The sequence below is a fragment of the Klebsiella sp. SWET4 genome, assembly GCF_024296565.1.
GTDB classification, from domain to species: domain Bacteria; phylum Pseudomonadota; class Gammaproteobacteria; order Enterobacterales; family Enterobacteriaceae; genus Klebsiella; species Klebsiella variicola.
Window position 1 is genome coordinate 12,407 of the sequence record NZ_JANCOB010000011.1, and the last position, 23,497, is coordinate 35,903.

19 protein-coding genes and 1 pseudogene are annotated in these 23,497 nt (G+C 60.9%); 8 read left to right on the forward strand and 12 right to left on the reverse strand.

Annotation, left to right across the window (positions count from 1 at the left end; translation table 11 throughout):
- Positions 1-26: 26 nt before the first annotated feature.
- Positions 27-473, reverse strand: a complete 447-nt coding sequence (gene ivy / locus NKJ21_RS21410) for an Ivy family C-type lysozyme inhibitor (RefSeq protein WP_239270577.1) — start codon at positions 471-473, stop codon at positions 27-29.
- A gap of 224 nt (positions 474-697) precedes the next feature.
- Between ivy and NKJ21_RS21415 the strand changes: the two are divergent.
- A pseudogene (locus NKJ21_RS21415) lies at positions 698-1,118 on the forward strand (hypothetical protein).
- A 107-nt stretch (positions 1,119-1,225) separates the two neighbouring features.
- The gene (locus NKJ21_RS21420; protein ID WP_323807589.1) at positions 1,226-1,954 is read left to right on the forward strand and encodes a mechanosensitive ion channel domain-containing protein; all 729 of its coding nucleotides are present in this window, start codon (positions 1,226-1,228) and stop codon (positions 1,952-1,954) included.
- Here NKJ21_RS21420 and NKJ21_RS21425 read toward each other — a convergent pair.
- Positions 1,951-2,844, reverse strand: a complete 894-nt coding sequence (locus NKJ21_RS21425) for a LysR substrate-binding domain-containing protein (protein WP_023322206.1) — start codon at positions 2,842-2,844, stop codon at positions 1,951-1,953. The genes NKJ21_RS21420 and NKJ21_RS21425 overlap by 4 nt on opposite strands.
- 253 nt (positions 2,845-3,097) lie before the next feature.
- Between NKJ21_RS21425 and NKJ21_RS21430 the strand changes: the two genes are divergently transcribed.
- The gene (locus tag NKJ21_RS21430; protein ID WP_239270578.1) at positions 3,098-3,703 is read left to right on the forward strand and encodes a glutathione S-transferase; all 606 of its coding nucleotides are present in this window, start codon (positions 3,098-3,100) and stop codon (positions 3,701-3,703) included.
- A 52-nt stretch (positions 3,704-3,755) separates the two neighbouring features.
- Here the strand turns inward: NKJ21_RS21430 and NKJ21_RS21435 are convergent, their stop codons facing one another.
- The 8 genes from NKJ21_RS21435 to NKJ21_RS21470 all read right to left on the reverse strand — a co-directional run bounded on the left by NKJ21_RS21435 (position 3,756) and on the right by NKJ21_RS21470 (position 12,811).
- Positions 3,756-4,541 carry an SDR family oxidoreductase gene (locus NKJ21_RS21435; RefSeq protein ID WP_239270579.1) on the reverse strand — a complete coding sequence of 262 codons (786 nt, stop codon included), beginning with the start codon at positions 4,539-4,541 and terminating at the stop codon, positions 3,756-3,758.
- 201 nt (positions 4,542-4,742) lie between these two features.
- Positions 4,743-5,540 (reverse strand): SDR family oxidoreductase, encoded by a 798-nt coding sequence (locus tag NKJ21_RS21440; protein WP_004191416.1) that lies wholly within the window; start codon positions 5,538-5,540, stop codon positions 4,743-4,745.
- Positions 5,541-5,600: 60 nt separating this feature from the next.
- Positions 5,601-6,668, reverse strand: a complete 1,068-nt coding sequence (locus tag NKJ21_RS21445; protein ID WP_254733210.1) for an ABC transporter permease — start codon at positions 6,666-6,668, stop codon at positions 5,601-5,603.
- 17 nt (positions 6,669-6,685) lie between these two features.
- On the reverse strand, positions 6,686-8,230 hold the full coding sequence (locus NKJ21_RS21450; protein WP_002893593.1) for a sugar ABC transporter ATP-binding protein: 1,545 nt from the start codon (positions 8,228-8,230) through the stop codon (positions 6,686-6,688).
- Between the two features lies 1 nt (position 8,231).
- Positions 8,232-8,852, reverse strand: a complete 621-nt coding sequence (locus tag NKJ21_RS21455; protein WP_004176927.1) for a DUF2291 family protein — start codon at positions 8,850-8,852, stop codon at positions 8,232-8,234.
- Positions 8,853-8,895: 43 nt separating this feature from the next.
- Positions 8,896-9,831: a D-ribose ABC transporter substrate-binding protein gene (locus NKJ21_RS21460; protein WP_004176926.1), complete on the reverse strand. Its 936-nt coding sequence runs from the start codon at positions 9,829-9,831 to the stop codon at positions 8,896-8,898.
- A gap of 159 nt (positions 9,832-9,990) precedes the next feature.
- The gene (locus NKJ21_RS21465; protein WP_239270580.1) at positions 9,991-11,511 is read right to left on the reverse strand and encodes an FGGY family carbohydrate kinase; all 1,521 of its coding nucleotides are present in this window, start codon (positions 11,509-11,511) and stop codon (positions 9,991-9,993) included.
- Positions 11,512-11,860: 349 nt separating this feature from the next.
- Positions 11,861-12,811, reverse strand: a complete 951-nt coding sequence (locus NKJ21_RS21470; RefSeq protein WP_002893602.1) for a sugar-binding transcriptional regulator — start codon at positions 12,809-12,811, stop codon at positions 11,861-11,863.
- A 374-nt stretch (positions 12,812-13,185) separates the two neighbouring features.
- Between NKJ21_RS21470 and NKJ21_RS21475 the strand changes: the two genes are divergently transcribed.
- Entirely contained in the window at positions 13,186-14,016 is an 831-nt protein-coding gene (locus tag NKJ21_RS21475) for a transketolase (protein WP_008805574.1), read from the forward strand.
- Positions 14,009-14,944, forward strand: coding sequence for a transketolase family protein (locus NKJ21_RS21480; RefSeq protein WP_060876219.1), 936 nt, complete (start codon positions 14,009-14,011; stop codon positions 14,942-14,944). The genes NKJ21_RS21475 and NKJ21_RS21480 overlap by 8 nt, the downstream gene beginning before the upstream one ends.
- Positions 14,945-14,978: 34 nt before the next feature.
- Here the strand turns inward: NKJ21_RS21480 and entD are convergent, their stop codons facing one another.
- Together entD and fepA are read right to left on the reverse strand one after the other, a co-directional pair.
- On the reverse strand, positions 14,979-15,608 hold the full coding sequence (gene entD, locus NKJ21_RS21485; RefSeq protein ID WP_239270581.1) for an enterobactin synthase subunit EntD: 630 nt from the start codon (positions 15,606-15,608) through the stop codon (positions 14,979-14,981).
- 66 nt (positions 15,609-15,674) lie between these two features.
- On the reverse strand, positions 15,675-17,903 hold the full coding sequence (gene fepA / locus NKJ21_RS21490) for a siderophore enterobactin receptor FepA (protein ID WP_022065110.1): 2,229 nt from the start codon (positions 17,901-17,903) through the stop codon (positions 15,675-15,677).
- A 259-nt stretch (positions 17,904-18,162) separates the two neighbouring features.
- On the opposite strand from fepA, the gene fes reads away from it, so the two are divergent.
- The 3 genes from fes to entF are packed head-to-tail and all read left to right on the forward strand — an operon-like array spanning position 18,163 to position 23,494.
- Complete coding sequence (fes, locus tag NKJ21_RS21495; RefSeq protein WP_023322211.1) at positions 18,163-19,371, forward strand: enterochelin esterase; 1,209 nt, start codon at positions 18,163-18,165, stop codon at positions 19,369-19,371.
- A gap of 27 nt (positions 19,372-19,398) precedes the next feature.
- Positions 19,399-19,602 (forward strand): MbtH family NRPS accessory protein, encoded by a 204-nt coding sequence (locus NKJ21_RS21500; RefSeq protein WP_004178967.1) that lies wholly within the window; start codon positions 19,399-19,401, stop codon positions 19,600-19,602.
- Between the two features lie 10 nt (positions 19,603-19,612).
- Complete coding sequence (gene entF / locus NKJ21_RS21505) at positions 19,613-23,494, forward strand: enterobactin non-ribosomal peptide synthetase EntF (RefSeq protein ID WP_254733212.1); 3,882 nt, start codon at positions 19,613-19,615, stop codon at positions 23,492-23,494.
- Positions 23,495-23,497: the final 3 nt, after the last annotated feature.

Consider the following 23,497-nt stretch of genomic DNA (forward strand, 5'->3'; position numbering starts at 1 on the left):
AAAAGGCTGACGGGGGCGACGGGCGGTTACGGGTAGTTAAAGGCGTCCGGATGGTTGTCGAGGCTACCGCTGAGGGCGGCAAACAGCACGGTTTTGCCATCGATGGACAGGGCATCGCTGACGTTAAGCCAGGTCAGCTTCTCCTGGTCGGTTTTTTCATCGACCACCGAGTACACGCCGGACATCTGTTGGCTTTTCTCGGACCAGATCACCGCGATACGCTCGTGGCCGCAGTCGTGGGGTTTGCAGGCGCTTAACACCTGCCAGGATTCGCTACCCAGTTTCACCGTCTGCGCGGGCGAACCGGTGCCGCCGGTGGTCACCCAGGCGGGCAGCTGATGGCCTTTGACCATCTGGTTAAACGACGCCCGGGTGGCGGCATCGTGGGCCAGACTGTTCAGCGTGACATCGCCTTGCGCCATGACGCTGGCGGAGGTGGCTAAGGTGATGATAGCGGTAAGCGCTTTAAACATGTTTCCTCCTGGACTTATTCCGTCCTCATAACAAGCCTCTTTATAGTGAGCGTAGGGAATGATTAATGCAAACTCTGACATATTTTCTGTGAATGATTAGAAGCGGTGCGCGCATGGACGTTACGCTAAGCGATATGCCATGATGCGGATTGATTTATTTTCCAAATATATGCCCTTGTGATAAAGCAGTCAGCGAAATGGCATAGTTATTCAGGCGATATAGCATGGCGTATGTGAATCATCTACTGACGTTTATTGAGAGTAATCCGGCGCTGGCGGTGGGGTTTAATCTTATTCTGCTGCTGGTCTCCGGCATATTTGCCCATCTTTTATGCAAGTTCTTGCTGATTAAAGTGGTGCGTAAGGTCTTCTTTAGTAGCCACAAACAGGATGTGCCGCTGGAGAAGGATCGACGCATCGCCGAAAAACTGTCCAATTTCATTCCGGTTATTATCGTCTATTACGTCCTGCAGTTTATGCCGGCGATGCCGGCATCGCTGGTGACGGCGATTAATACCATCTGCGGGATCTTGTTTTTTATTTTTATGTCGGTGTTTTTCAACGAGATGCTGGATATTGTCAACAGCTCTTATCTGCGAAAGACCAAACGTAAAAATCATTCCATTAAGGGCTATATCCAGATAGGCAAAATCTTAGTTCACATCCTGGCGGCGATTATGATCCTCGCCGTGATGTCGAACAAATCGCCGATCATTATTATCTCCAGTCTGGGGGCCGTGGCGGCGGTGCTGATGATCGTGTTCCAGCATACCCTGCTGTCGCTGGTGGCGAACGTTCAGTTGTCGTCCAACGACGTGCTCCAGCTGGGGGACTGGATTGAAATGCCTGACAAGAACCTCAGCGGTGAAGTGACGGACATCGCGCTGCACACCATTACCATCCGCAACTGGGACAATACGATCTCCCGCATCCCGACGAAGAATTTCCTCACCGAGACCTATACCAACTGGCAGGCGATGTTCTCCTCCGGGGCGCGGCGGATCATGCGCAGTATCGCCATCGATCAGCACTCGGTGCGTTTTCTCGACCAGGAGATGCTCTCCTCGATGCTGACCATCCGCGGGGTGAGTGAGCCTTTGAGCACGCTGCTTGATGGCCGGGATCCCGGCGGCGTGGCCGACCGCTGGTTTGTCGATAACGGGCTGACCAACCTGACCCTGTTTCGCCACTATCTGATGCACTATCTCGCCGAGCGACCGGATATTATTAAGGAGATGTACATTGTGGCGAGAACGCTGAAACCGTCGCCGTCGGGCATCCCGCTGGAGATTTACTGCTTCACCTCCTCGACGCTGTGGAAAGACTACGAAAACACCCAGTCGGCGATATTTGAGTACATTACCGCCGTGGCCGGGCAGTTCTCCCTGCGACTTTATCAGTATCCCGCCGGGCACGATTTCTGGCGTCTCTCCCAGGAGCACGCCGCCCGGACGGGCCTGCCGCCTTCGGCCGAAGGCTAAGCGCTGATTTGCTGGCGCCAGAGGGCGATCTCCTCCCCCAGCCAGGCGATGAACCGGGCGACTTCCGGCCGGTTCTCCGCCTGCGGGGAGACGGTTAGCCAGTAGTGCCAGGGGTAGGGGACGGTGACGGCGGTGAGCTGCACAAGCTCGCCGCGGGCTATCGCCCCCGCCACCAGCGAGCGCCGCTCCAGCGCTACGCCGGCCCCCAGGCGGACCGCCTCCAGCACCAGATTGGAGTCGTTCAGACGCAGGCCCGCGGGGACGATCGGCTTTTCCAGTCCCGCCTGGCTGCACCAGGCATGCCAGGACTCCATGGAAAAAATAATATCGCTGGCGGCGATCGCCTGCGGGGTGGTCGGCAGGTCGCCGCTGCGATAGTGCGGCGCGGCCACCACCAGTTGTTCATCGGCAAACAGATGCCGGCTTTCCATCCCCTCCCAGTCGCCTTGCCCCATGCGAATGGCCAGATCGATACCCTCCTGTTGCAGGTTAACCACCGCCAGGCTGGTCAGCAGGCGCACCGCGATCTGCGGATGCCGCGCCTGAAAGCGCGCCAGCCGCGGCAGCAGCCAGTGGCAGCCAAAGGAGGGGAGCGTCGCCAGGGTCACTTCCAGGGTGCGGGGTTTGATCTGCACCATGCGCGTGGCGTCGGCGATGTGCTGTAACGCCTCGCGGATTTGCAGGGCATAGAGCCGTCCTTCTTCCGTGATGCGCACCCCGCGGCCGTGGCGGATAAAGAGCGTGACGCCGACCAGGGCTTCCAGCTGTTTGATGTGCTGGCTGACCGCCGAATGGGTCACGCTCAACTCGTGGGCGGCCTGCGTCACGCTGCCGAGGCGCGCCACCGCCTCAAAGCTGCGCAGGCTGGCGACAGGGGGAAAATCTGCCATGGTGGTTTCTCTGTCAGTGAGTCGATACGTTAACGTTACTACCGGGTTAGCGGCTTTTAAAGCCGCTGCAAACAGGCTGAAAAGGAGCCAAATGCTGCCTCAGTCGTTATAGCACAAGGGGAACTGGAGGGCTACCGCGAATCGCCAATCTGTTAGTTTGACTAACCATTGCGGTAAGTATCCCGTGATATTCGCGGCCTCGGTTTTCCAGTAAGGTAAAGCCGCAACCCCTTTATCGCAGGCAGGAGTGACGATGAAACTCATTGGTATGATGGATTCACCTTATGTAAGACGCGTGGCGGTTTCTCTGGCGCTCTATGGCGTGGAATTCGAGAGTCTGCCGCTCTCGGTCTTTAGCGGCTTTGACGAATTTTCCCGTATTAATCCGGTGGTCAAGGCGCCGACGGTGGTGCTCGATAACGGGACGCAACTGATGGACTCCACCCTGATCCTCCACTATTTCGAAACGACCAATCCCACCGGGCGCCGGCTGTTTCCCGCGCAGCCTGACGCGCTGGCCCGCGATCTGCACCTGCTGGGGGTGATCCTCGCCGCCAGTGAAAAAGCGGTCCAGCATGTTTATGAGCACCGTCTGCGGCCGGAAGAGAAGCAGCATCAGCCGTGGATAGTCCGGGTGACCGGCCAACTGCTCGCCGCCTGTCGGGAATGGGACGCCCGGCTGGCAGACCGCGCCGCCGCCGCGCAGCCGGATCAGGTGCTGGTCACCAGCACGGTGGTTTGGTCCTTTATCCAGTTGATGATCCCGGCGGTGGTGTCGGCAGCGGCGTTTCCTCATATCCGCTCGCTGGCGGAGAAGGGAGAGGCGCTGCCGGTATTTCAACAGTATCCGCTGGTTTAACGGCAGGGATGGAGAGGGGCGCCGCAGCGTGGCGCCCTGAAGCAGGAGAGGATTACCAGCAGACAAACCCGCCGTCGACCACCAGGTCTACGCCGGTGCAGAACGAGGCGGCGTCGCTGGCGAGGAACAGCGCCGGGCCGGCGATCTCTTCCACCTTCGCCATTCGCTGCATCGGCGTCTGGCTTTCAAACTCGTGGGTCTGGTGCACCATCTCCGGACGGGTATTCATCGGCGTGGCGGTATATCCCGGGCTGATGGAATTGACGCGGATCCCTTTGCCCACCCACTCCATCGCCAGGCTTTTCGACAGATGGATCACGCCGGCTTTGGAGCAGTTGTAATGTGCCTGGTCGAGGCCGCGGTTAACGATAATCCCCGACATCGAGGCGATATTGATAATCGACCCGCCGCCGGACTCCAGCATCAGTTCCGCTTCCGCTTTGCAGGAGTTCCATACGCCGGTGAGATTGATATCGATCACCCGCTGCCATTGCTCGCTCTTCATCTCCAGCGCCGGATTGGCGTTGGCGATCCCGGCGGCGTTGACGGCGATGTCGAGGCGGCCAAAGCGGTTTTTGGCCAGCGCGACGGCGGCGCGCAGGTCGGCAATCTGGCGGACATCGCCGGTATAAGAACAAGCCTGACCGCCGATGGATTCAATATGGCTGACCGTTTCCGCCAGCCCGCCGTCGTCGCGAAGATCAAAACAGACTACCCGCGCACCCGCGCTGGCGAGGCTGCAGGCGATGGTCTGGCCGATACCGCTGCCGGCGCCGGTGACGAAGGCGACGCGCCCCTGCAGGTTAAACAGCTGCTGTGCAAAATCTTTACCGATCATAATGTTTACTCTCTTCAATATAGTGTCGAACGTCGGGAGCCCTGTTTCCCGAATGGCGGCGCGCCGCGCCTTATCCGGGCAACCTTTCGGCGGTGTTACGTAGCCCCGGTAAGCGAAGCGCCACCGGGGGGCCGTCCCGGCGTGGTGGCGCCAATGCGGGACGCCTTATTCGGGCGATGGGGCCCGCTAACCCGCGGGGGATTACGACATAATCAAACCGCCATCGATATTGATGGTCTGCCCGGTGAGATAGCGCGCGTCGTCGGAGGCGAGGAAGGCCACCAGCCCGGCCACGTCTTCCGGTTTACCGGCGCGTTTCATCGGAATGCCCTCGACCCACTCGGCCATCAGTTCGCCCTTGCCGTAGCGCTTCTGCTCGGTGCTGAGAATTTCGCCCCACACGCGATCGTTGTAATCCCACATTTCGCTTTCAATAATGCCCGGGCAGAAGGCGTTGACGGTGATATTCCACGGCGCCAGCTCGTGAGCCAGGCTTTGGGTAATGCCGATCACGCCCATTTTGCTGGCGGCATAATGCGGCGTGTAGATAAAGCCCTGTCGCCCCTGGCCGGAAGAGGTATTGATCAGGCTGCCGTGATTCTGTTTCACCATATATTTGGCCGCCTCGCGGCAGCACAGCCACACGCCGGTGGTGTTGACCGCCAGCACTTTTTCGAAATCGGCTTTTGGCATCCGGTCGTAGTAATCGATGGTGATCACCCCGGCGTTCTGAATGGAGACGTCAATGGTGCCGAAGCGCGCGGCGGCCTGCTCATACAGCGACTGCACCTGGGCTTCATCGGTGACATCGACCTGCAGCGATAAAATATCCGCCTGATAGCGCTGACGCAGGGTTTCGGCGGTCTCGTGAACGCGCTCGGCGTTGGAGACCATCACCAGATTCGCGCCGTCGCGGGCAAAGCGCTCCGCAATACCTGCGCCGATGCCGCGGCAGGCGCCGGTGATCACCACCGTTTTGTTCTGGAAATCTCGTTGCATATTTTTTCCCTTTCGCTGAGCCGGGCACCAGGCCCGGCGGAAGATGTGAATCGTTGCCGGTTAGCTGGAGGTGGCGCCGTTGGGGGGGATGGCGGCCAGTTTCTCCTCGTGGCGGCGCATCAGGATGACCTTGCTCTGCAACTTCTGCTGGAACTGGTCGACGACCACAGCGGTGACGATCACCACGCCTTTAATCACCATCTGCCAGAAGTCGCTAACGCCCATCATCACCATGCCGTCGGCAAGGAAGACGATGACGAAGGCGCCGATAATGGACCCGGTCACCCGACCACGGCCGCCGGCCAGCGCAGTGCCGCCGAGCACGGTGGCGCCGATGGCGTCCATCTCAAACATGTTGCCGGTCATCGGGTGCGCGGTTTGCAGCTGTGATGCGACGATCAGGCCGACAAACGCCGCGCACAGGCCGGAGAAGGCATAGACGAATATTTTCGCTTTCACGATCGGCACGCCGGCGAGGCGGGCGGCAGACTCATTGCCGCCGATGGCGTAGATGTAGCGGCCAAGCGGCGTTTTGGTGGTCAGCCAGTAGCCCAGCACGAGGAAGCCGATCATCAGCCAGATCGGCAGATAGACGCCGAGCAGGGTTCCGGAGCCGAGGGTGGCGAAACCGGTGTTGCCCAGCGCTTCCATGCCATTGAGATTCGGGTAGGTGCTCCCGTCGTTAAACAGCAGCGCGGAGCCGCGGGCGACGTACATCATGCCTAAGGTGCAGATAAACGGCGCCACGCCGAAGCGGGTGATCACCGCGCCGTTGACCAGACCGACCAGCACGCCGAAGATCGCCACGCAGAGGATCACCTCCGGGACATTAAAGAAGAGGATATCGCCGTTACACAACGGCAGGCCGTTGGTCAGCAGCGCGCCCGCCACCATGCCGCAGATCCCCGCCACCGCGCCGACGGACAGGTCAATGCCGCCGGTGAGAATGACCAGCGTCATGCCGATGGCCAGCAGGCCGGTGATCGCCACGTGCTGGGTCATGATCAGCAGGTTAGAGGCGGTCAGGAAGTTGGGTACCATCACGCTGAAGAACGCGATCACCAGCAGGAGGGCGATAAAGGTGCGGGCCTTCAGCAGGTACATATAAATCATATATTTCTGGTTCATGATGGATTCCAGCCTGATTAATCTTGAGGTGTTGAAGCCGCGATTAACTGTTCGCGGGTCACCGCGTGACGCGGTAGATCGGCGGTAATGCGGCCATCGGCCATCACCAGGATGCGGTCGGCAAGGGCCATCACCTCATCCAGTTCCGAAGATGAGAACATCACCGCCAGCCCCTGCTGGGCCATTTTGCCGATCAGGTGATAGACGTCGGTTTTCGCGCCGACGTCGATGCCGCGCGTCGGTTCGTCGAGGAACACCACCTGCGGCTGGGTCATCAGCGCTTTACCCAGCACCACTTTTTGTTGATTGCCGCCGCTCAGCGAGGTGATGGGCAATGTGGCGTCGCTGACCTTGATCGCCAGCTGCTGGATCATCTCTTTCACGCAGGACTCTTCTTTCTGCGGATTCAACCAGCGCCAGGCGCGGCGGAACCCCTGCAGGCTGAAATCAGAGAGCGTCATGTTGGCCTGAATCGACATCATCTGCACCACGCCTTCGCCCTGACGGTCCTCCGGCACCAGCGCCAGCCCCTTTTTCAGGCGCTGTTGAAAGCGAGATTTGCCGATGCTTTCGCCGTTAAGATGCACCTCGCCGCGCTGGCAGGGCATCAAGCCGACCAGACCTTTAAACAGCTCGGTGCGCCCGGCGCCCAGCAGGCCGTAAATACCGATCACTTCGCCTTTGCTGAGGGTGAAGGTGACGTCATTAAGTTTGTAGCCGCCGCTCGGATGCAGCGCGGTCAGCCCTTTGACGTCAAGCACTGCGTCGCCTTTCGGCGCCGGTTGATAATCAAAGTGTTTTTTCTTATCACCGACCATCTGCTCGATGATCCACGGAACGCTGGCGTCGCTGACGTGACGCTCGCTGATAAAACGACCGTCGCGGAAAATGGTGATGTTGTCGCCAATCTCCATCAGCTCTTCGAGGCGATGCGAGATATAGATGATGGTCACGCCGCGGCGTTTAAGCTGCGCGATCACCTTGAACAGCACTTTGACCTCAGACTGGCTCAGCGCCGAGGTGGGTTCGTCCATGATCAGCACCCGGGTGTCTTTCGACAGGGCGCGGGCAATCTCGACTAACTGCTGGTGGCCGATACCGAGTTCACCCAGCGGAGCATAAGGATCGACATCCAGCTCCAGCCGTTCCAGCAGCGATTTGGCCAGCGCGTACTGGTATTTTTCGTTAATGCGTCCTTTCTGAAAGAATTCATTCGCCATGAAGATGTTGTCCATCACATTCATATTGGGGAATAAATTCAGTTCCTGAAAAATAATACTGATGCCCAGTTTTTCTGCCTGATGCGTCGACTGTAATGAAACCGCTTCGCCATCAAGAATAATTTGCCCGGAAGAGGGCGTTTCCACACCGGCAAGCATTTTCATCATGGTGGATTTACCCGCACCATTTTCTCCGATCAGCACGTTGACCTTATTTCGATAGACCCGGTAATTGACATTATCCAGGGCGGTCACGCCGGGATAGACGCGCGACAGGCCGCGGGTTTCGATAATCACTTCGGACTCAACGGGCTGGGGAGCGACGAGATCGTGCGGCGCCATATTATTGTCCCCCCGCATGAATGATTTTCGCCGGGGTAATTTCCGGGAGAGTTTGCGGAATATCCCAGGCCGAGAAGACGCCGTACACCTCCACGCTGTCGCCGGTTTTGACGTTGGCTGTCTGAATCATTTTGACCGCCTGACTGTTGATATTCTTGCTGTACTCGCCGAACAGCACCTGGTCATTAAAGTCCTGATAGCTGGCGCCGCTGTAGCCGTCGCGCAGCTGGGTGCCGCGCAGGGTAGGGCCAATCTGCACCGTCACCTTGCCGACGCTGGCGTCGGACAGGGTCATTTTGCCGCTGCGCGAGGCGGTATCGAGTTTGCTGACGGTGCCTGAAACCTTGACGTAGAAGATGCAGGGGTTTTCATCCTGCGCACGGTAGCCGAGGGTTTTACAGGCGCTATCAATGTCTTTTGCCGCCTTGAGCGCGCTCATCAGTTCCGCCGCCGGACGCGCTTTCGTCACCACCTGCGGTACGATGCTCTGCTGCCAGGTTTTATCCATATTCGCCATATGCGGGTTGGGCGGGGATTTCAGGTCTGCCAGCTCCTGCTGCGAGACGATGCGACAGCCCCCTAGCGCCAGTACGGCCAGCGTCAGACAGGTTTTCTTAAACATAATGCTCTCCTCTGCGCCCCCGCAGGGGCGCAACCACCCGAACTCAGGACTTAATGTTGAAATCCTGGACTTTATCGGCGTTATCCTGGGTAATCAGAATGCCGCGGAACATCACGCGCTGCTTCGCCGGCTTCTCGCCTTTTTGCAGGTAGTTATCCAGATCGGTGACGCCCTGAGCGGCGATGGCCTGCGCCTGCAGCATCACGGTTGCCTGCAGGGTGCCGGCTTTCACGGCGTCGCGCTCATCGTTGCTGCCGTCGATGCCGACGACGATCACATCGCTACGGTTGGCTGCTTTCAGCGCCGCAATCGCGCCGAGGGCTACCGGCCCGTTGCCACAGATGACGCCTTTCACGTCGGGGTGAGCCTGCAGGATGCTGTCCATGATGCGTTTGCCGTCGATCAGGGTGCCTTTGGCATCCTGTTTCGCCACGCTGACCATATCCGGATACTGGTCAATGACCTGATGGAAAGATTTAGAACGGGTGACGCAGTTATTATCGGCGAGGTTGCAGGTCAGCTCGGCGTATTTGCCTTTCTCCGCCATTTTTTCCACGAAGACGTTGGCGACCTCAGAGCCGGCCTGGAAGTTATTGTGGGTAATTTGTTCCAGCGCCACATCATCAACCGGAATTTCGCGGTTAATTAAGACCACCGGAATGCCGGCTTTTTTGGCTTTTTCAATGGCGGCGACGCTGGCGGTGGAATCAGCGTTATCGAGAATAATGCCCTGCACTTTTTTACCAATCGCGGTGTCGATAAGCTCATTCTGCTTTTTGACATCTTCGCCATGGGACAGCACGGTAGTTTTATAGCCGAGCGCCTGGGCTTTTTCGCTGGCGCCTTTGGCTTCCGAGGCGTAATACGGGTTATCCAGCGAGTTGACCATGATCATAATGGTGCCTTTCTCCGCGGCGTGCGCGGCAAAGGAGAAGGCGGTCAGGGTAGCAGCGGTTAAAAGGGTTATACGTAATTTCATGACTCTGTTCCTGTATTTTTATATTCGAACAAATGAGCCCCTGAGCGGGCAGGCTTTTACGGTCTGAAATTTCCCCTGATGTATTCGGGGATAGCGATATCGTTATGGGCCGGGTTTCTCCTGTGATAAGTGAATGCGTGTCGTCGCGCAGTCTGGCGGTCAGGCTGGCGAGTCCGGTTTCCATAATGTTCGGTCGACCGCATGGCGCCACTCCTGCCAGCGCGTTTGTAAACGCTGGTGGCGGGCCATGTTGGGCTGAAAGGTGCTGTGTTCGGTTAAGAAGGCCTGCAGATCGGCGGTCGACCCCGGATGGATCGCTTTGCGCGCCAGCAACGCCGCGCCGATGGCGGACAGCTCCGGCACGTCGCTGCGCATCACCGGGCAGCCGAGCAGATCGGCCTGGTATTGCATCAGCCAGTCATTGTTGGTCGGCCCGCCGTCCACCATCAACGCCGTCAGGGTGAACTCCTCATGCTGACGCATCGCCACCACCACGTCGGCTATCTGATAGGTGATGGACTCCAGCGCCGCACGGATCAGATGCGCGCGTTTCACCCCGCGACTCAGGCCGCAAATCACGCCGCGGGCGCTGTCGTCCCACCAGGGGGCGCCAAGACCGGTCAGCGCCGGCACGAAGTAGACCCCGAGGGTTGAGTCGACGGAGGCGGGGAGGGTATTCAGCTCATGGGCCAGCTCGGCGGCAGAGAGTTCGCTCAGGCCGGTGCTGTCCGCCATCCAGGCGACGGCATCGCCGGTGTGAGGAATATTCCCTTCCAGGCCCCACACCAGCTGGTCGCCATCGTGCCAGGCGACTGTGGTCGCCAGCGCGTCGATATCGCACTTCGCCGATTTGACCGGGGCCATGACCGAAGAGCCGGTGCCGTAGGTGGCTTTGACGCAGCCTGCCTCGCCGAGCGCGTGGCCGAACAGTGCCGCGTGGGAGTCGCCGATCATCGCCATGATCGGAATACCGTCCGGAATGGCGGCCAGTCCTCTGGTATGGCCGAAGAGGCCGCTCGACGGTTTAATGTCCGGCAACGCCGCGCGCGGAATGCCGAACAGCGCCAGCATCTCGTCGTCCCACTCGCCGCGGTGCAGGTTCAGCAGCTGGGTGCGGGCGGCATTGGAGTAGTCGCAGCAGAAGGCTTCTCCAGCGGTCAGATTCCACAGCAGCCAGCTGTCGATGGTGCCGAGGCAAATCTCACCGCGTTCGGCGCGCAGGTGGCCATCGACAGTCGCATCCAGCAGCCAGCGCATTTTGGAGGCCGAGAACAGCGGGGCGATTGGCAGGCCGGTGGCACGCTTAATGTGCTGTTCCTGGCGATCGTGACGCAGTGTGTCGCAGAACGCGGCGCTGCGGGTGCATTGCCAGGTGATCGCCGCGTTAATCGGTTCACCGCTGTCGCGATACCAGCCGATGGCGGTTTCCCGCTGGTTGCTGATGGCCAGCGCGGCGACGTTTTCCGCGCCAACGTGGGCCACCGCGCTGGCGATCACCGCCAGCGAGGCGGTAACCAGCACTTCGCCCGATTGCTCCACCCAGCCGTCGCGCGGCGTTTGGATCGCCAGCGGCTGCGAGAATTTGACGATAACTTTGCCCCGGCTATCCAGCACCACCGCTTTGGCGTTGGTGGTGCCTTCATCCAGGGCAATGATGAACTCTTTTGCTGTCGCCTGCATCGTGCTCTCCTCGGTCACTCGGTGTCCTGGAACCGCGAAGACGAGGAATATCTCCCACCGTCTCCTGCGTCTGTGTAGGCCATGTTGTGACATTTCGTTATCATCTTTTTAATCACTGAATATATATTCGATAGTGATTATTTATTTGATACCTTAAGCCACAAACCCGGTGACGGGCTACCGGAAAAATCATCAATTGTGCTGGCAATCACATTTCGCCGATCGGCGAAAGCGGCAGTTGGCGGCTGGAGTGGTTGATTAACTGATTGAATTTAAATGCATTAACAGAGCCAGCCCTGAAGCTAAAAAAGCACGTCAGGGCGGCAGTGAGGAAAAGCAGCGCGGCAGGTTAGTCGCTAACCAGCATGCGAGCGGTAGGATAATCGGTGATTAAAACATCAATGTAGCCGCCGGTGAGGGCGCCTTTGATGGCCGCGACTTTATCGGTACCGCCGGCCAGCGCGACCACGTTCGGGCATTTTTTGACCTTCTCCAGCGCCATACCGATCACCGGATCTTCATCATCGCGTAACACCGGATGGCCGTTTTTGTCGTAGTAGTGCAGGCAGATATCACCCACCGCGCCGCGCGCCGCCAGCACCTGCAGCATATCTTCGTGATAGTAGTTACCGGAGGTTTTCAGCAGTTGGGAGGGTTCGAGAATGCCGATGCCGACGATGGCGATATCCACTTCATCAAAGCGCGACACCACGTCAGCGACATCTTTGCTGGCCAGCAGCCGGTTGCGCTCCTCCATGGATCCCTCGATGCTCTGTGAAGGCAGCAGCCAGGCGTCGCAATTCAGGCGCTGGGCGAGGGTCTGGGTAAGAATCGTCGCCTGCACGTTACCGTTTGGCCCGACGCCGCCCAGCAGCTGGATCACGCCGCTGGCTTTCAGGTTTTGCGCATGAACTTCATCGACCATCGCGCGAATGGTTGAGCTCCACGAGGAGACGCCAATCAGATCTTTTGGCCGCAGCCGGGTTTCCAGATAGTGGGCGGCAGCGGAGCCAATCGCCCGCTTGATGGTATGATCGCTGGCCTCTTCCTCGGTATCCACCACCACCGCCTGCTTAAGGCCGTAGCGATCCTCAAGCCCTTTTTCGAGCTTCAGAAAGATGTTGGACGGCTGAACGACGCTGATCTTGACGACGCCTTCTTTCTGGCAGCGGGTAATGGCGCGGGAGACAAATGACTGAGACAGCGAGAGAAGTTGGGCGATATCAGACTGCTTTCGTCCTTCCAGATAGTAAAGCGTGGCAATCTTAACCAATAGCCGTTGTTCATCCTGCTTAGCCATATTAATCCTCGAAAATCATTTATCGCCTTTCTTCAGGCGGTTAGCTGCAGCCATTATCGTAGTGACTTTTATCATACGCGAAAAAAAATCAGACTTAAGTGTGACAGGCGTCTAACTTTTGCCAATCCTCAAAATCGACTATGGACAAAAACAAAACAGCCAGGCCATAATCGAATAAAGAATCATTATTGAATATATATTCAAGGCGATTTCGAGTCAATGTGTTTATCCGGGCTTCGCCTGGAGCGGGAGGCAGAATGTTCCTGAGTAGGGCGCTGTGGCAGAAGGCTTACCACCCGGCATGGGGATATCTGGTTTTTTTAGTCCTTGCTGGAATAAATATTCCATGCTGAAAATAAATTCAGAGGTGTGAAATGAATCCCTACAGATATGATATTCAGACGCTGGAGCGTAAAGCCCGCGCGGTGCGGCGCCATATTGTGCGCTTAAACGCCAATAGTCCGGCCGGCGGCCACACCGGGGCTGACCTTTCGCAGGTCGAACTGTTAACCGCGCTCTATTTCCGCGTCCTTAACGTCGCGCCGGACCGGCTCGACGACCCGCAGCGCGATATCTACATCCAGTCGAAAGGCCATGCGGTGGGCTGCTACTACTGCGTCCTGGCGGAAGCGGGATTCTTCCCGGTCGAGTGGCTGGAGACCTACCAGCATGCCAACTCCCATCTCCCCGGCCACCCGGTGCGGCAGAAAACGCCGGGCATCGAGCTGAACACCGGCGCGCTGGGTCACGGTTTGCCTGTTGCGGTGGGGCTGGCGCTGGCCGCGAAGAAAAGCAACAGCACCCGCCGCATTTTTTTGATCACCGGCGACGGCGAACTGGCGGAAGGCAGTAACTGGGAAGCCGCCCTGGCGGCGGCGCACTACGGTCTGGATAACCTGGTCATTATTAATGATAAGAACAACCTCCAGCTGGCCGGGCCGACGCGCGAAATCATGAATACCGATCCGCTGGCCGATAAATGGCGCGCCTTCGGTATGGAAGTCAGCGAGTGCCAGGGTAACGACATGGCCTCGGTGGTCGCGGCCATCGAGGGGCTACAGCAGAACGGTAAACCGAACGTTATTATTGCCAACACCACGAAAGGCGCGGGGATCTCCTTTATTCAGGGGCGCCCGGAGTGGCACCACCGGGTGCCGAAAGGCGAAGAGATCGCTCTGGCGCTGGAGGAACTGAAAGATGAGTAATACAGAACACCTGGCTAACGTCATGGTCGAGGCCTTTATCGCCGCCGTGGAAAGTGGTGTCGATCTGGTGCCGGTGGTGGCCGACTCCACGTCGACGGCTAAAATCGCCCCCTTTATTAAGCAGTTTCCCGGCCGGCTGGTGAACGTCGGCATCGCTGAGCAGAGCATGGTCGGCACCGCCGCCGGTCTGGCGCTGGGCGGCAAAGTGGCGGTGACCTGTAACGCCGCGCCGTTTCTTATCTCGCGGGCCAATGAGCAAATCAAAGTGGATGTCTGCTACAACAACACCAACGTCAAGCTGTTCGGCCTTAACGCCGGAGCCAGCTACGGCCCGCTGGCCAGCACCCACCATGCCATTGACGATCTGGCGGTGATGCGCGGCTTTGGCAATATCCAGATCTTCGCCCCCTCCACGCCGCGCGAATGTCGGCAGATCATCGACTATGCTCTTGCTTATCAGGGCCCGGTCTATATTCGTCTCGATGGCAAGGCGCTGCCGGAGCTGCTTGACGAGTCGTATCGCTTTGTTCCCGGCGCCGTGTTGACCCTGCGCGAAGGCGAGGACGTCGCGCTGGTGGCCACCGGTTCGACGGTGCATGAAGTGGTGGAGGCGGCGCAGCAGCTTGCCGACCTCGGTATCCAGGCGAAAGTGGTCAGCGTGCCGTCGATCCGCCCCTGCGATACCGCGGCGCTGCTGGCGGCGCTCCGGCCGTGTGGCTCAGTGATCACCGTCGAAGAGCATAACGTCAACGGTGGGTTGGGTAGCCTGGTGGCGGAGGTGCTGGCGGAAGCGGGGGTGGGCATTGCCCTGCAGCGGTTGGGGATCCGGGACGGGGAGTACGCCGCCGCCGCCGATCGCGGCTGGATGCGCCAGTACCACGGGTTTGATGCCGCCGCCATCGTTGCCCTGGTGCAAAAACGGGGCTGATGGACTGAACGCCCGTCGCGTGAAGCGCGGGCGTTTACTGCTGCAATGCGCAAAGCGTGATGACCTGCTCCTCCGACGCTATCCAGTGCAAGGGATAGCGTTGCTCCGCAAACTCAAGCGCTAAGGTGCTTGCCGTTATGTCCACGATCTGAAAATCGGCGAACCCCAGCGCGCGCTGATTTGCCGCAGGCGTCGCCTTAAACCCACTCTCTTTTGCCGAAAACGCCAGCGTCAGCGCCAGCGGGAAGGGCATGCCGCTGCGCAGCAGCGCTGTTTTTTCCGTCGGACTGATAATGCTGTCCTCCAGCTCCGCCGCCATCTGGGGGGTAAACCGGCGCTCAATATCGACGCCCACCGGCCGATCGGCGATCACCGCCAGCGCGCGCTGGGCGCAGTGGCTGATGCTACCGAACCAGGGCGTGGGCCACAGCGGCTGGCGCTGGTCGCTGATGGCGGGAGGCTGTTTCTCCCCCACCTCGCGCAGGGCGTATACCGCGGCGATGCGTCCTGCCAGGTGCTCCGCCTGCCGCTTGCGGCCCCAGCCGGTCAGGCTGGCGTGATAGGGCAGCCAGAACAGATCTTCAGGCTGGAAAGTCGCCGGGTCGAATTCGACCTGCTGGATGGTATAGCCGGCCAGCGGCAAAGCGGTGTGATGGTGGCGCATAGGGTAAGGTTACCGCGGTTGGCCCCGCCCTTTGTCCAGCAAGGGCGGGGGAGGGAGAAGCCGCTATCAGAAGTGGGTGTTGACGCTCATATACCAGGTGCGGCCCGATTCGTTATAGGTCTCGGCGCCGGCACCGTACATCGTACCGGTGGCGCCCCCGGTGGTCTGGGCGTTGCCCGCGCGCCAGTGGCGCTTGTCGAAGACGTTATCCACGCCGCCGGTCAGACTGACATATTTGGTGACGTCCCAGGTCGCGCTCAGGCCGAGGATGCTGTAAGGGCTGACCTCGTTCTTCTCGCTGCCGGTAACCGGTTGACCCTTGTAGTTGTACTTCTTCGGCTCCTGCTTGCCGTACCAGGTGAAGGTCGACTGCAGCGAAACGTCATCGCGAACCTGCCAGCTCAGGGTGGAGTTCAGCGTGTATTCCGGGATAATCGACAGACGATCGCCGGTCTCTTTGTTCTTACTCTGCAGCATATAGGTGATGTTGTTGGTCCAGTTCACGGTCTCGCTCACCGGCACGTTCAATGTCCCCTCCAGGCCTTCCACCACCGCTTTCGGCACGTTTTCCCACTGGTAGAGATCGGTACCTTTATTGTTTTGATAGACCGGGGCATAGCCCGCTTCAATTTTGTTGCGGTAGTCGTTGCGGAACCAGGTGACGCCCGCCAGCCAGCCGTCGCGTTTAAACTCGAGGCCAATCTCTTTGTTGATGCTGGTCTCGGCTTTTAAATCTTCATTCCCCTGCAGATAGCAGCCGTCTTTACTGGCGTAGCAGCCCTGGCCTTTACTGTAGAGAATGTAGTTCGGGTTGGTCTGATACAGGCTCGGCGCTTTATAGGCGCGGGCGATGCCCATCTTCAGTGTGAAGTCGTCCCACAGGCCCTGCGACAGGTTGAGGGACGGGCTCCAGTTATTGCCGACGATGCTGTGGTGATCGAAACGCAGCGCCGGGGTCAGCATGGTGGTGTCGGTCAGCTCCATGTTGTTCTCAGCGAACAGCGAGAAGATTTCCGCCTGCGAGTACGGGCTGCGGCCAGTGCTGTCGTAGCCCGGGATGGTGCCGCCCGACAGCGCCTGGGTGTTGGAGGCGTTATCCTTCATCCGCTGCTGGTTCCACTCGCTGCCCAGCGTCAGGTTCTGATTAACCAGATAGTCGAACGGGATGCTGACTTCGCTGTGCAGCATCACATCCGCCAGATCGATATCCGTGAACTGGTTGCTGTTAAAGATCCCCTCGGTGCCCCCGGCCAGGCCTTCGCCTTTGCGCGAGTTGCGGGTGCGCTCGTACTGCGCCCAGTTGCTGGTGGTCACCCCGTTGTCCCAGGCGCCGTTCCAGGTGACCGAGTAGGTGTTACGGTACAGACGGTTGGTCTCTTTACCGTAGTTCTCTTTCACCAGGTCGTTGGAGTTGGTGTTCTGGGTGTCGCCGGCGTAGAGGTTGCCCTGGCGGCTGTAGCCCGCCTCAAACTCCAGCGACTGCATCGGGGCGAATTCCCAGCGCACCAGACCATCGATGTTTTTATTTTGTACCCCTTCGCGCCCGGCAGGCAGGGTGTCGGCATAGATCCCGGTACGTTCGGACTGATGGCCCTGGTTGATATCCCAGGCGTCGGCCTGCGTTTTGTCGAGGTTACCGAACAGACGGAAGCTGAAATCGCCGCCCAGCGGGCCGCTGAGGCTGAAGTTAGTGCGTTTGGTGGAGCCTTCATCCTTGTGCTCCGGGGCGTTCATATAGGTGTTCCATGAGCCGTGCCACTCATCGCCGGTTTTTTTGGTGATGATATTCACCACCCCGCCGGCGGCGCCGTTGCCGTAGCGGGCGGCGGCCGGGCCGCGGATCACTTCGATGCGTTCGATCATCTCCGGCGGCACCCAGCTGGTGTCGCCGCGGGTGTCGCGCTCGCCGCGCCAGCCAAGGCGCACGGAATTGCGGCTGGTGACCGGCTTGCCATCGATCAGGATCAGGGTGTTTTCCGGACCCATGCCGCGGATATCAATCTGGCGGTTATTGCCGCGCTGGCCGCTGGTGGAGTTGCCGGTCAGGTTGACCCCCGGCATGGTGCGAATGATCTCCGAGACGTCGCGCGCTGGCGGGCGTTTGCGGATCTCATCGGCGGTGATGGTGGAGACGCCCGGCGCCTGCAGATTCTGCTCGGCGGCGGTGACCACCATGGTCTCTTCAGCAGCGCTGTTTTTATCGTCGGTGGCGGTTTCCGCTGCGCTTAACGGAAAAGCAACCCCGTAAATTCCCAGATTGACCAGCAAGGCCAGGGATTTGATCCTGTTATTCATTGTTATTCCTGCTCTTTAGTCGCCACGTTCCCCAAACGCCCCTTCCCACCGGGAGGGGAGGCGGCATAAATGTTGCCGGAAGAGGGCAAAGGCACTCCGTCGCTAGCTGAATAAGCTCTCTTCGACATGTTTTGTGAAAGACGCGCTTCCCACGGCGCGCTAATACGCTATTGCAAATGCAAATAGTTATCAATAATATTATCAATAAAGAATTACAATTAATTAAAAAAGTCACGATATACATAGGGTTAATGACAGAATGTTAAGGACAGGAAGCGAGGAGTGGTGGCAAACCCTGCAGGGGCCGCAGTGCCGCGCAGTGGATGACGCCATCGAGGTGACGTTCTGGTGGCGGGATCCGGCGGGGGATGAAACGCACTCTCCGCGCCGTCGGGTATGGCTCTATATCACCGGGGTGACCGACCACCATCAGAATGCGCGGCCGCAATCGCTGACGCGTCTGCCCGGGACCGACGCCTGGTCCTGGCGAACCACCCTGTCGCCGACCTGGCGCGGTAGCTACTGTTTTATTCCCTCCGACCGTGACGATGATTTTTCCCCTGAGGTGTTCAGCGCTGACGCGCCCGACCGCGCGCTGCTGCGCGAAGGCTGGCGCAAACTGCTGCCGCGGGCGATAGCCGATCCGCTGAACCCGCACAGCTGGCAGGGCGGACGCGGCCATGGCGTGTCGGCCCTGGAGATGCCGCAGGCGCCCGCGCAGCCCGGCTGGGACCAGTTTAATGAGGCGCATCCTCCCGCCCGATGCCTTGAGTGGCGCAGCGCGCGTCTGGGCAACCATCGCCGGGTCTGGATCTACACCACCGGCGAGGCCGTCGACCCGCAAACGCGGCCCCTGGCGATCCTGCTCGACGGCCAGTTCTGGGCCGAGAGCATGCCGGTGTGGTCGCCGCTGGCCGCACTGACCCGCGAAGAGAGACTGCCGCCGGCGGTCTACCTGCTGATCGACGCGATCGACAACCAGCGCCGCGGGGTTGAGCTGCCCTGTCACCGCGATTTCTGGCTGGCGGTGCAGGAGGAGCTCCTGCCGCTGATCCGCGGCCATGCCCCGTTCAGCGACCGCCCGGAGCGGACAGTGGTGGCCGGGCAAAGCTTCGGCGGCCTGGCGGCGATGTTCGCCGCCCTCAACTGGCCGCAGCGCTTTGGCTGCGTACTCAGCCAGTCAGGCTCCTACTGGTGGCCGCATCGCGATGGCCGCGGGACGGGCTTTATCGGCGAACAGCTTCGCCAGGGTGAGGTGTCCGCGGCCGGGCTGCGCATCTGGCTGGAAGCGGGCCAGCGTGAACCGATTATTTTTCGCGCCAACCAGGCGCTGTTGGCGCAACTCACTACGACACAGCAGACGATTTTCTGGCGTCAGGTTGACGGCGGGCATGATGCGCTTTGCTGGCGCGGCGGGCTGACGGCAGGGCTTATCCAGCTCTGGCAGCCTCTGCTGTCGCACCCTTAGCACCGCGCTTTACGACAGGAGTTTGATATGCAATTCAGTAACCCCTTCGACAATCCGCAAGGGCAGTTTTACATTCTGCGCAATGATCAGCAGCAGTACAGCCTGTGGCCGGCGCACTGCGACCTGCCTGCCGGCTGGGCGGTGGTGTGCCCCCCGCAGTCGGCCGAGGCCTGCAACGCCTGGCTGGCGGCCAACTGGTCAACCCTGACCCCCGCCCATCATGCGTCATAAGGAGCTGACAATGACCACTCGTTTACCGCTGGTTGCCGCGCAGCCGGGGATCTGGATGGCCGAGCGCCTCTCCACTCTGCCAGGCGCCTGGAGCGTGGCCCACTATGTTGAACTGCGCGGCGCGCTCGACCCGACGCTGCTGGGAAAAGCGATTGTCGCCGGTCTGCAGCAGGCGGACACCCTCAGCCTGCGCTTTGAGGAAGAGGAGGGGGAAGTCTGGCAGTGGGTGGCGGCCGACCGCACCTTTGGCAAACCGTCGATCATTGACCTGCGTACGGCGCCGGATCCGCATCGCGCCGCCACGGAGCGGATGCAGGCGGACCTGGCGCAGGATCTGCGTGTCGACGGCGGCAACCCGCTGGTGTGCCATCAGCTGCTGCGCGTCGGCGACGACCGCTGGTACTGGTATCAGCGTTATCACCACTTGCTGGTGGATGGCTTCAGCTTCCCGGCGATAACCCGGCAGATCGCCGCCATTTACCGCGCCTGGCAGCGGGGGGAAGCCACTCCTGAGTCGCCTTTCACCCCCTTCGCCGAGGTGGTGGACGAGTACCAGCGCTACGCCGGCAGCGAGGCCTGGCAGCGGGATAAAGCCTTCTGGCAGGCTCAGCGCCAGGCGTTACCGTCGCCTGCCTCACTCTCTGCCGCGCCGCTGGGCGGACGCGCCGCCGGGAGCGATATCTGGCGGATGAAGCTGGAGATGAACGCCGACGCCTTCCGCCGTCTGGCTGGCCATGCGCCGCAGTGTCAGCCCGCTGACCTGGCGCTGGCGCTCACCACGCTGTGGCTGGGCCGCCTGTGCAACCGGATGGACTACGCGGCGGGCTTTATCTTTATGCGCCGGATGGGTTCAGCCGCGCTGACCTCGACGGGGCCGGTGCTCAATGTCCTGCCTCTGGCGGTGCATATTGACGCCCAGGAGACGCTGGCAGACCTGGCGATGCGCCTCGCCGCTCAGTTGAAAAAGATGCGCCGCCATCAGCGCTATGACGCCGAACAGATCGTTCGCGACAGCGGCAAAGCGGCAGGGGACGAACCGCTGTTCGGCCCGGTGCTGAACGTCAAAGTCTTTGATTACCAGCTGGATATCGATGGTGTGCAGGCAGTGACCCACACCCTCGCCACCGGCCCGGTCAACGATCTCGAGCTGGCGCTGTTCCCGGATGAGACCGGCGGGCTGTCGCTGGAGATCCTCGCCAACAAGGCCCGGTACGGCGAAGCCGAGCTCCGTCGCCATGTGGCGAGACTGACCGCGCTGCTGGCGCAGTTCGCCGCCGATCCGGCGCTGCGCTGCGGCGAAGCAGAGATGCTCTCCGCCAACGAGCTGGCCCGGCTGGCGGCGGTCAACGATACCGTTGTGCCGCTGCCTGCCACCACCCTCAGCGCGCTGGTGGCCGACCAGGCGCGGAAGACCCCGGATGCCCCGGCGCTGGCGGACGCCCGCTGGCAGTTCAGCTATCGCGAGATGCGTCAGCAGGTGGTGGCGCTCGCGCAACTGCTGCGTCAGCGCGGCGTGAAGCCGGGCGACAGCGTGGCGGTGGCCCTGCCGCGCTCGGTGTTCCTGACCCTGGCGCTGCACGGTATTGTCGAAGCGGGGGCCGCCTGGCTGCCGCTGGACACCGGCTACCCGGACGACCGCCTGCGGATGATGCTGGAAGACGCCCGGCCGTCGCTGCTGATCACCTCGGAGGATCAACTGGCCCGCTTCAGCGATATTCCGGGGCTGGAAAGCCTCTGCTATCAGCAGCCGCTGGCCGCCGGGGATGACGCGCCGCTGGCGCTGTCAAAACCGGACCATACCGCCTACATCATCTTTACCTCCGGCTCCACCGGGCGGCCTAAAGGGGTGATGGTCGGCCAGACCGCCATCGTCAACCGCCTGCTGTGGATGCAGGATCGCTATCCGTTATCTGCCCAGGACGTGGTGGCGCAGAAAACGCCGTGCAGTTTCGACGTGTCGGTGTGGGAGTTCTGGTGGCCGTTTATCGCCGGCGCGCAGCTGGTGATGGCCGAGCCGGAGGCGCACCGCGACCCGCAGGCGATGCAGCAGTTCTTCGCCCGCTACGGCGTGACCACCACCCACTTTGTGCCGTCGATGCTGGCGGCGTTTGTCGCCTCGCTGGATGCCGACAGCGTCGCTGCCTGCCGCACGCTGCGGCGGGTATTCTGCAGCGGCGAAGCGCTGCCGACGGAATTGTGCCGCGAGTGGGAGCGCTTAACCGGCGCGCCGCTGCATAACCTGTACGGCCCGACGGAAGCGGCGGTGGACGTCAGCTGGTACCCGGCCTGCGGATCTGAGCTGGCGGCGGTGACCGGCAGCAGCGTGCCGATTGGCTGGCCGGTGTGGAACACCGGGCTGCGCATTCTCGATGCCGCGATGCGCCCGGTGCCGCCGGGGGTGGCGGGAGATCTTTATCTCACCGGCATCCAGCTGGCGCAGGGCTATCTGGGACGTCCGGACCTCACCGCCAGCCGCTTTATCGCCGACCCGTTTGCCCCCGGTGAGCGGATGTATCGCACCGGCGACGTGGCGCGCTGGCTGACGAACGGCGCGGTGGAGTATCTTGGCCGCAGCGACGACCAGCTGAAGATCCGCGGGCAGCGCATCGAGCTTGGCGAGATTGACCGGGTGATGTCGGCCCTGCCGGACGTGGCGCAGGCGGTGAGCCACGCCTGCGTCTTCAATCAGGCGGCGGCGACCGGCGGCGATGCCCGACAGCTGGTGGGCTATCTGGTCTCTGACTCCGGCCTGCCGCTGGATACCGCGGCGCTGAAAGCGCGGCTGGCGGAACAGCTGCCGCCGCATATGGTGCCGGTGGTGCTGATGCAGCTCGCCGACCTGCCGCTCAGCGCCAACGGCAAACTGGACCGCAAAGCGCTGCCGTTGCCGACCCTCGGCGGGGAGCGCAGCGGCCGGCCGCCGGAGCCCGGGATGGAAACCCTTGTCGCCACGGCCTTCAGCCAGCTGCTGGGCTGCGAGGTGAACGATATCGACGCCGATTTCTTCGCCCTCGGCGGTCATTCTCTGCTGGCGATGCGTCTGGCGGCACAGCTCAGCCGCCAGCTGGCGCGGCAGGTGACCCCGGGGCAGGTGATGGTGGCCTCGACGGTGGGCAAACTGAGCGCGCTGCTGGCTGCCGATCTCAGCGATGAGCAGGCCCGGCGCCTGGGGCTGGATACGCTTCTGCCGCTGCGCGAGAGCGACGGCCCGACGCTGTTCTGCTTCCATCCGGCCTCCGGCTTCGCCTGGCAGTTCAGCGTGCTGGCGCGCTATCTCAGCCCGCGCTGGTCAATAACCGGTATTCAGTCGCCGCGCCCGCAGGGGCCGATGGCCAGCGCCGCCAGCCTCGACGAGGTGTGCGAGCACCATCTGCGCACGCTGCTGGCGCAGCAACCGCACGGCCCTTATTACCTGTTTGGGTATTCGCTGGGCGGCACCTTAGCCCAGGGGATTGCCGCCCGCTTGCGCCAGCGCGGCGAAGCGGTGGCCTTCCTCGGCCTGCTGGATACCTGGCCGCCGGAGACGCAAAACTGGGCGGAGAAAGAGGCCAACGGGCTGGATCCCGAGGTACTGGCGGAGATCGACCGCGAGCGCGAAGCGTTCCTCGCTGCCCAGCAGGGGCAAGCCTCCGGCGAGCTGTTCAGCGCTATCGAAGGTAACTATGCCGATGCGGTGCGGCTGTTAACCACCGCCCACAGCGCGAAGTTTGACGGCAAGGCGACGCTTTTCGTGGCGGAGAAGACGCGGCAGGCGGGGATGGATCCGCAGGTCGTATGGGGCCCGTGGGTGGCGGAACTGGAGGTGTTCAGCCAGAACTGCGCCCACGTCGACATTATCTCCCCGCAGGCCTTTGAAGCCATCGGCCCGGTGGTCAGGGAGATTCTGGGGTAACGG

Bases quoted from the DNA above. Each gene is read 5' to 3' on its own strand.
- ivy (WP_239270577.1), bottom strand. From the start codon at position 473: ATGTTTAAAGCGCTTACCGCTATCATCACCTTAGCCACCTCCGCCAGC.
- NKJ21_RS21420 (WP_323807589.1), top strand. From the start codon at position 1,226: ATGATCGTGTTCCAGCATACCCTGCTGTCGCTGGTGGCGAACGTTCAG.
- NKJ21_RS21425 (WP_023322206.1), bottom strand. From the start codon at position 2,844: ATGGCAGATTTTCCCCCTGTCGCCAGCCTGCGCAGCTTTGAGGCGGTG.
- NKJ21_RS21430 (WP_239270578.1), top strand. From the start codon at position 3,098: ATGAAACTCATTGGTATGATGGATTCACCTTATGTAAGACGCGTGGCG.
- NKJ21_RS21435 (WP_239270579.1), bottom strand. From the start codon at position 4,541: ATGATCGGTAAAGATTTTGCACAGCAGCTGTTTAACCTGCAGGGGCGC.
- NKJ21_RS21440 (WP_004191416.1), bottom strand. From the start codon at position 5,540: ATGCAACGAGATTTCCAGAACAAAACGGTGGTGATCACCGGCGCCTGC.
- NKJ21_RS21445 (WP_254733210.1), bottom strand. From the start codon at position 6,668: ATGAACCAGAAATATATGATTTATATGTACCTGCTGAAGGCCCGCACC.
- NKJ21_RS21450 (WP_002893593.1), bottom strand. From the start codon at position 8,230: ATGGCGCCGCACGATCTCGTCGCTCCCCAGCCCGTTGAGTCCGAAGTG.
- NKJ21_RS21455 (WP_004176927.1), bottom strand. From the start codon at position 8,852: ATGTTTAAGAAAACCTGTCTGACGCTGGCCGTACTGGCGCTAGGGGGC.
- NKJ21_RS21460 (WP_004176926.1), bottom strand. From the start codon at position 9,831: ATGAAATTACGTATAACCCTTTTAACCGCTGCTACCCTGACCGCCTTC.
- NKJ21_RS21465 (WP_239270580.1), bottom strand. From the start codon at position 11,511: ATGCAGGCGACAGCAAAAGAGTTCATCATTGCCCTGGATGAAGGCACC.
- NKJ21_RS21470 (WP_002893602.1), bottom strand. From the start codon at position 12,811: ATGGCTAAGCAGGATGAACAACGGCTATTGGTTAAGATTGCCACGCTT.
- NKJ21_RS21475 (WP_008805574.1), top strand. From the start codon at position 13,186: ATGAATCCCTACAGATATGATATTCAGACGCTGGAGCGTAAAGCCCGC.
- NKJ21_RS21480 (WP_060876219.1), top strand. From the start codon at position 14,009: ATGAGTAATACAGAACACCTGGCTAACGTCATGGTCGAGGCCTTTATC.
- entD (WP_239270581.1), bottom strand. From the start codon at position 15,608: ATGCGCCACCATCACACCGCTTTGCCGCTGGCCGGCTATACCATCCAG.
- fepA (WP_022065110.1), bottom strand. From the start codon at position 17,903: ATGAATAACAGGATCAAATCCCTGGCCTTGCTGGTCAATCTGGGAATT.
- fes (WP_023322211.1), top strand. From the start codon at position 18,163: ATGTTAAGGACAGGAAGCGAGGAGTGGTGGCAAACCCTGCAGGGGCCG.
- NKJ21_RS21500 (WP_004178967.1), top strand. From the start codon at position 19,399: ATGCAATTCAGTAACCCCTTCGACAATCCGCAAGGGCAGTTTTACATT.
- entF (WP_254733212.1), top strand. From the start codon at position 19,613: ATGACCACTCGTTTACCGCTGGTTGCCGCGCAGCCGGGGATCTGGATG.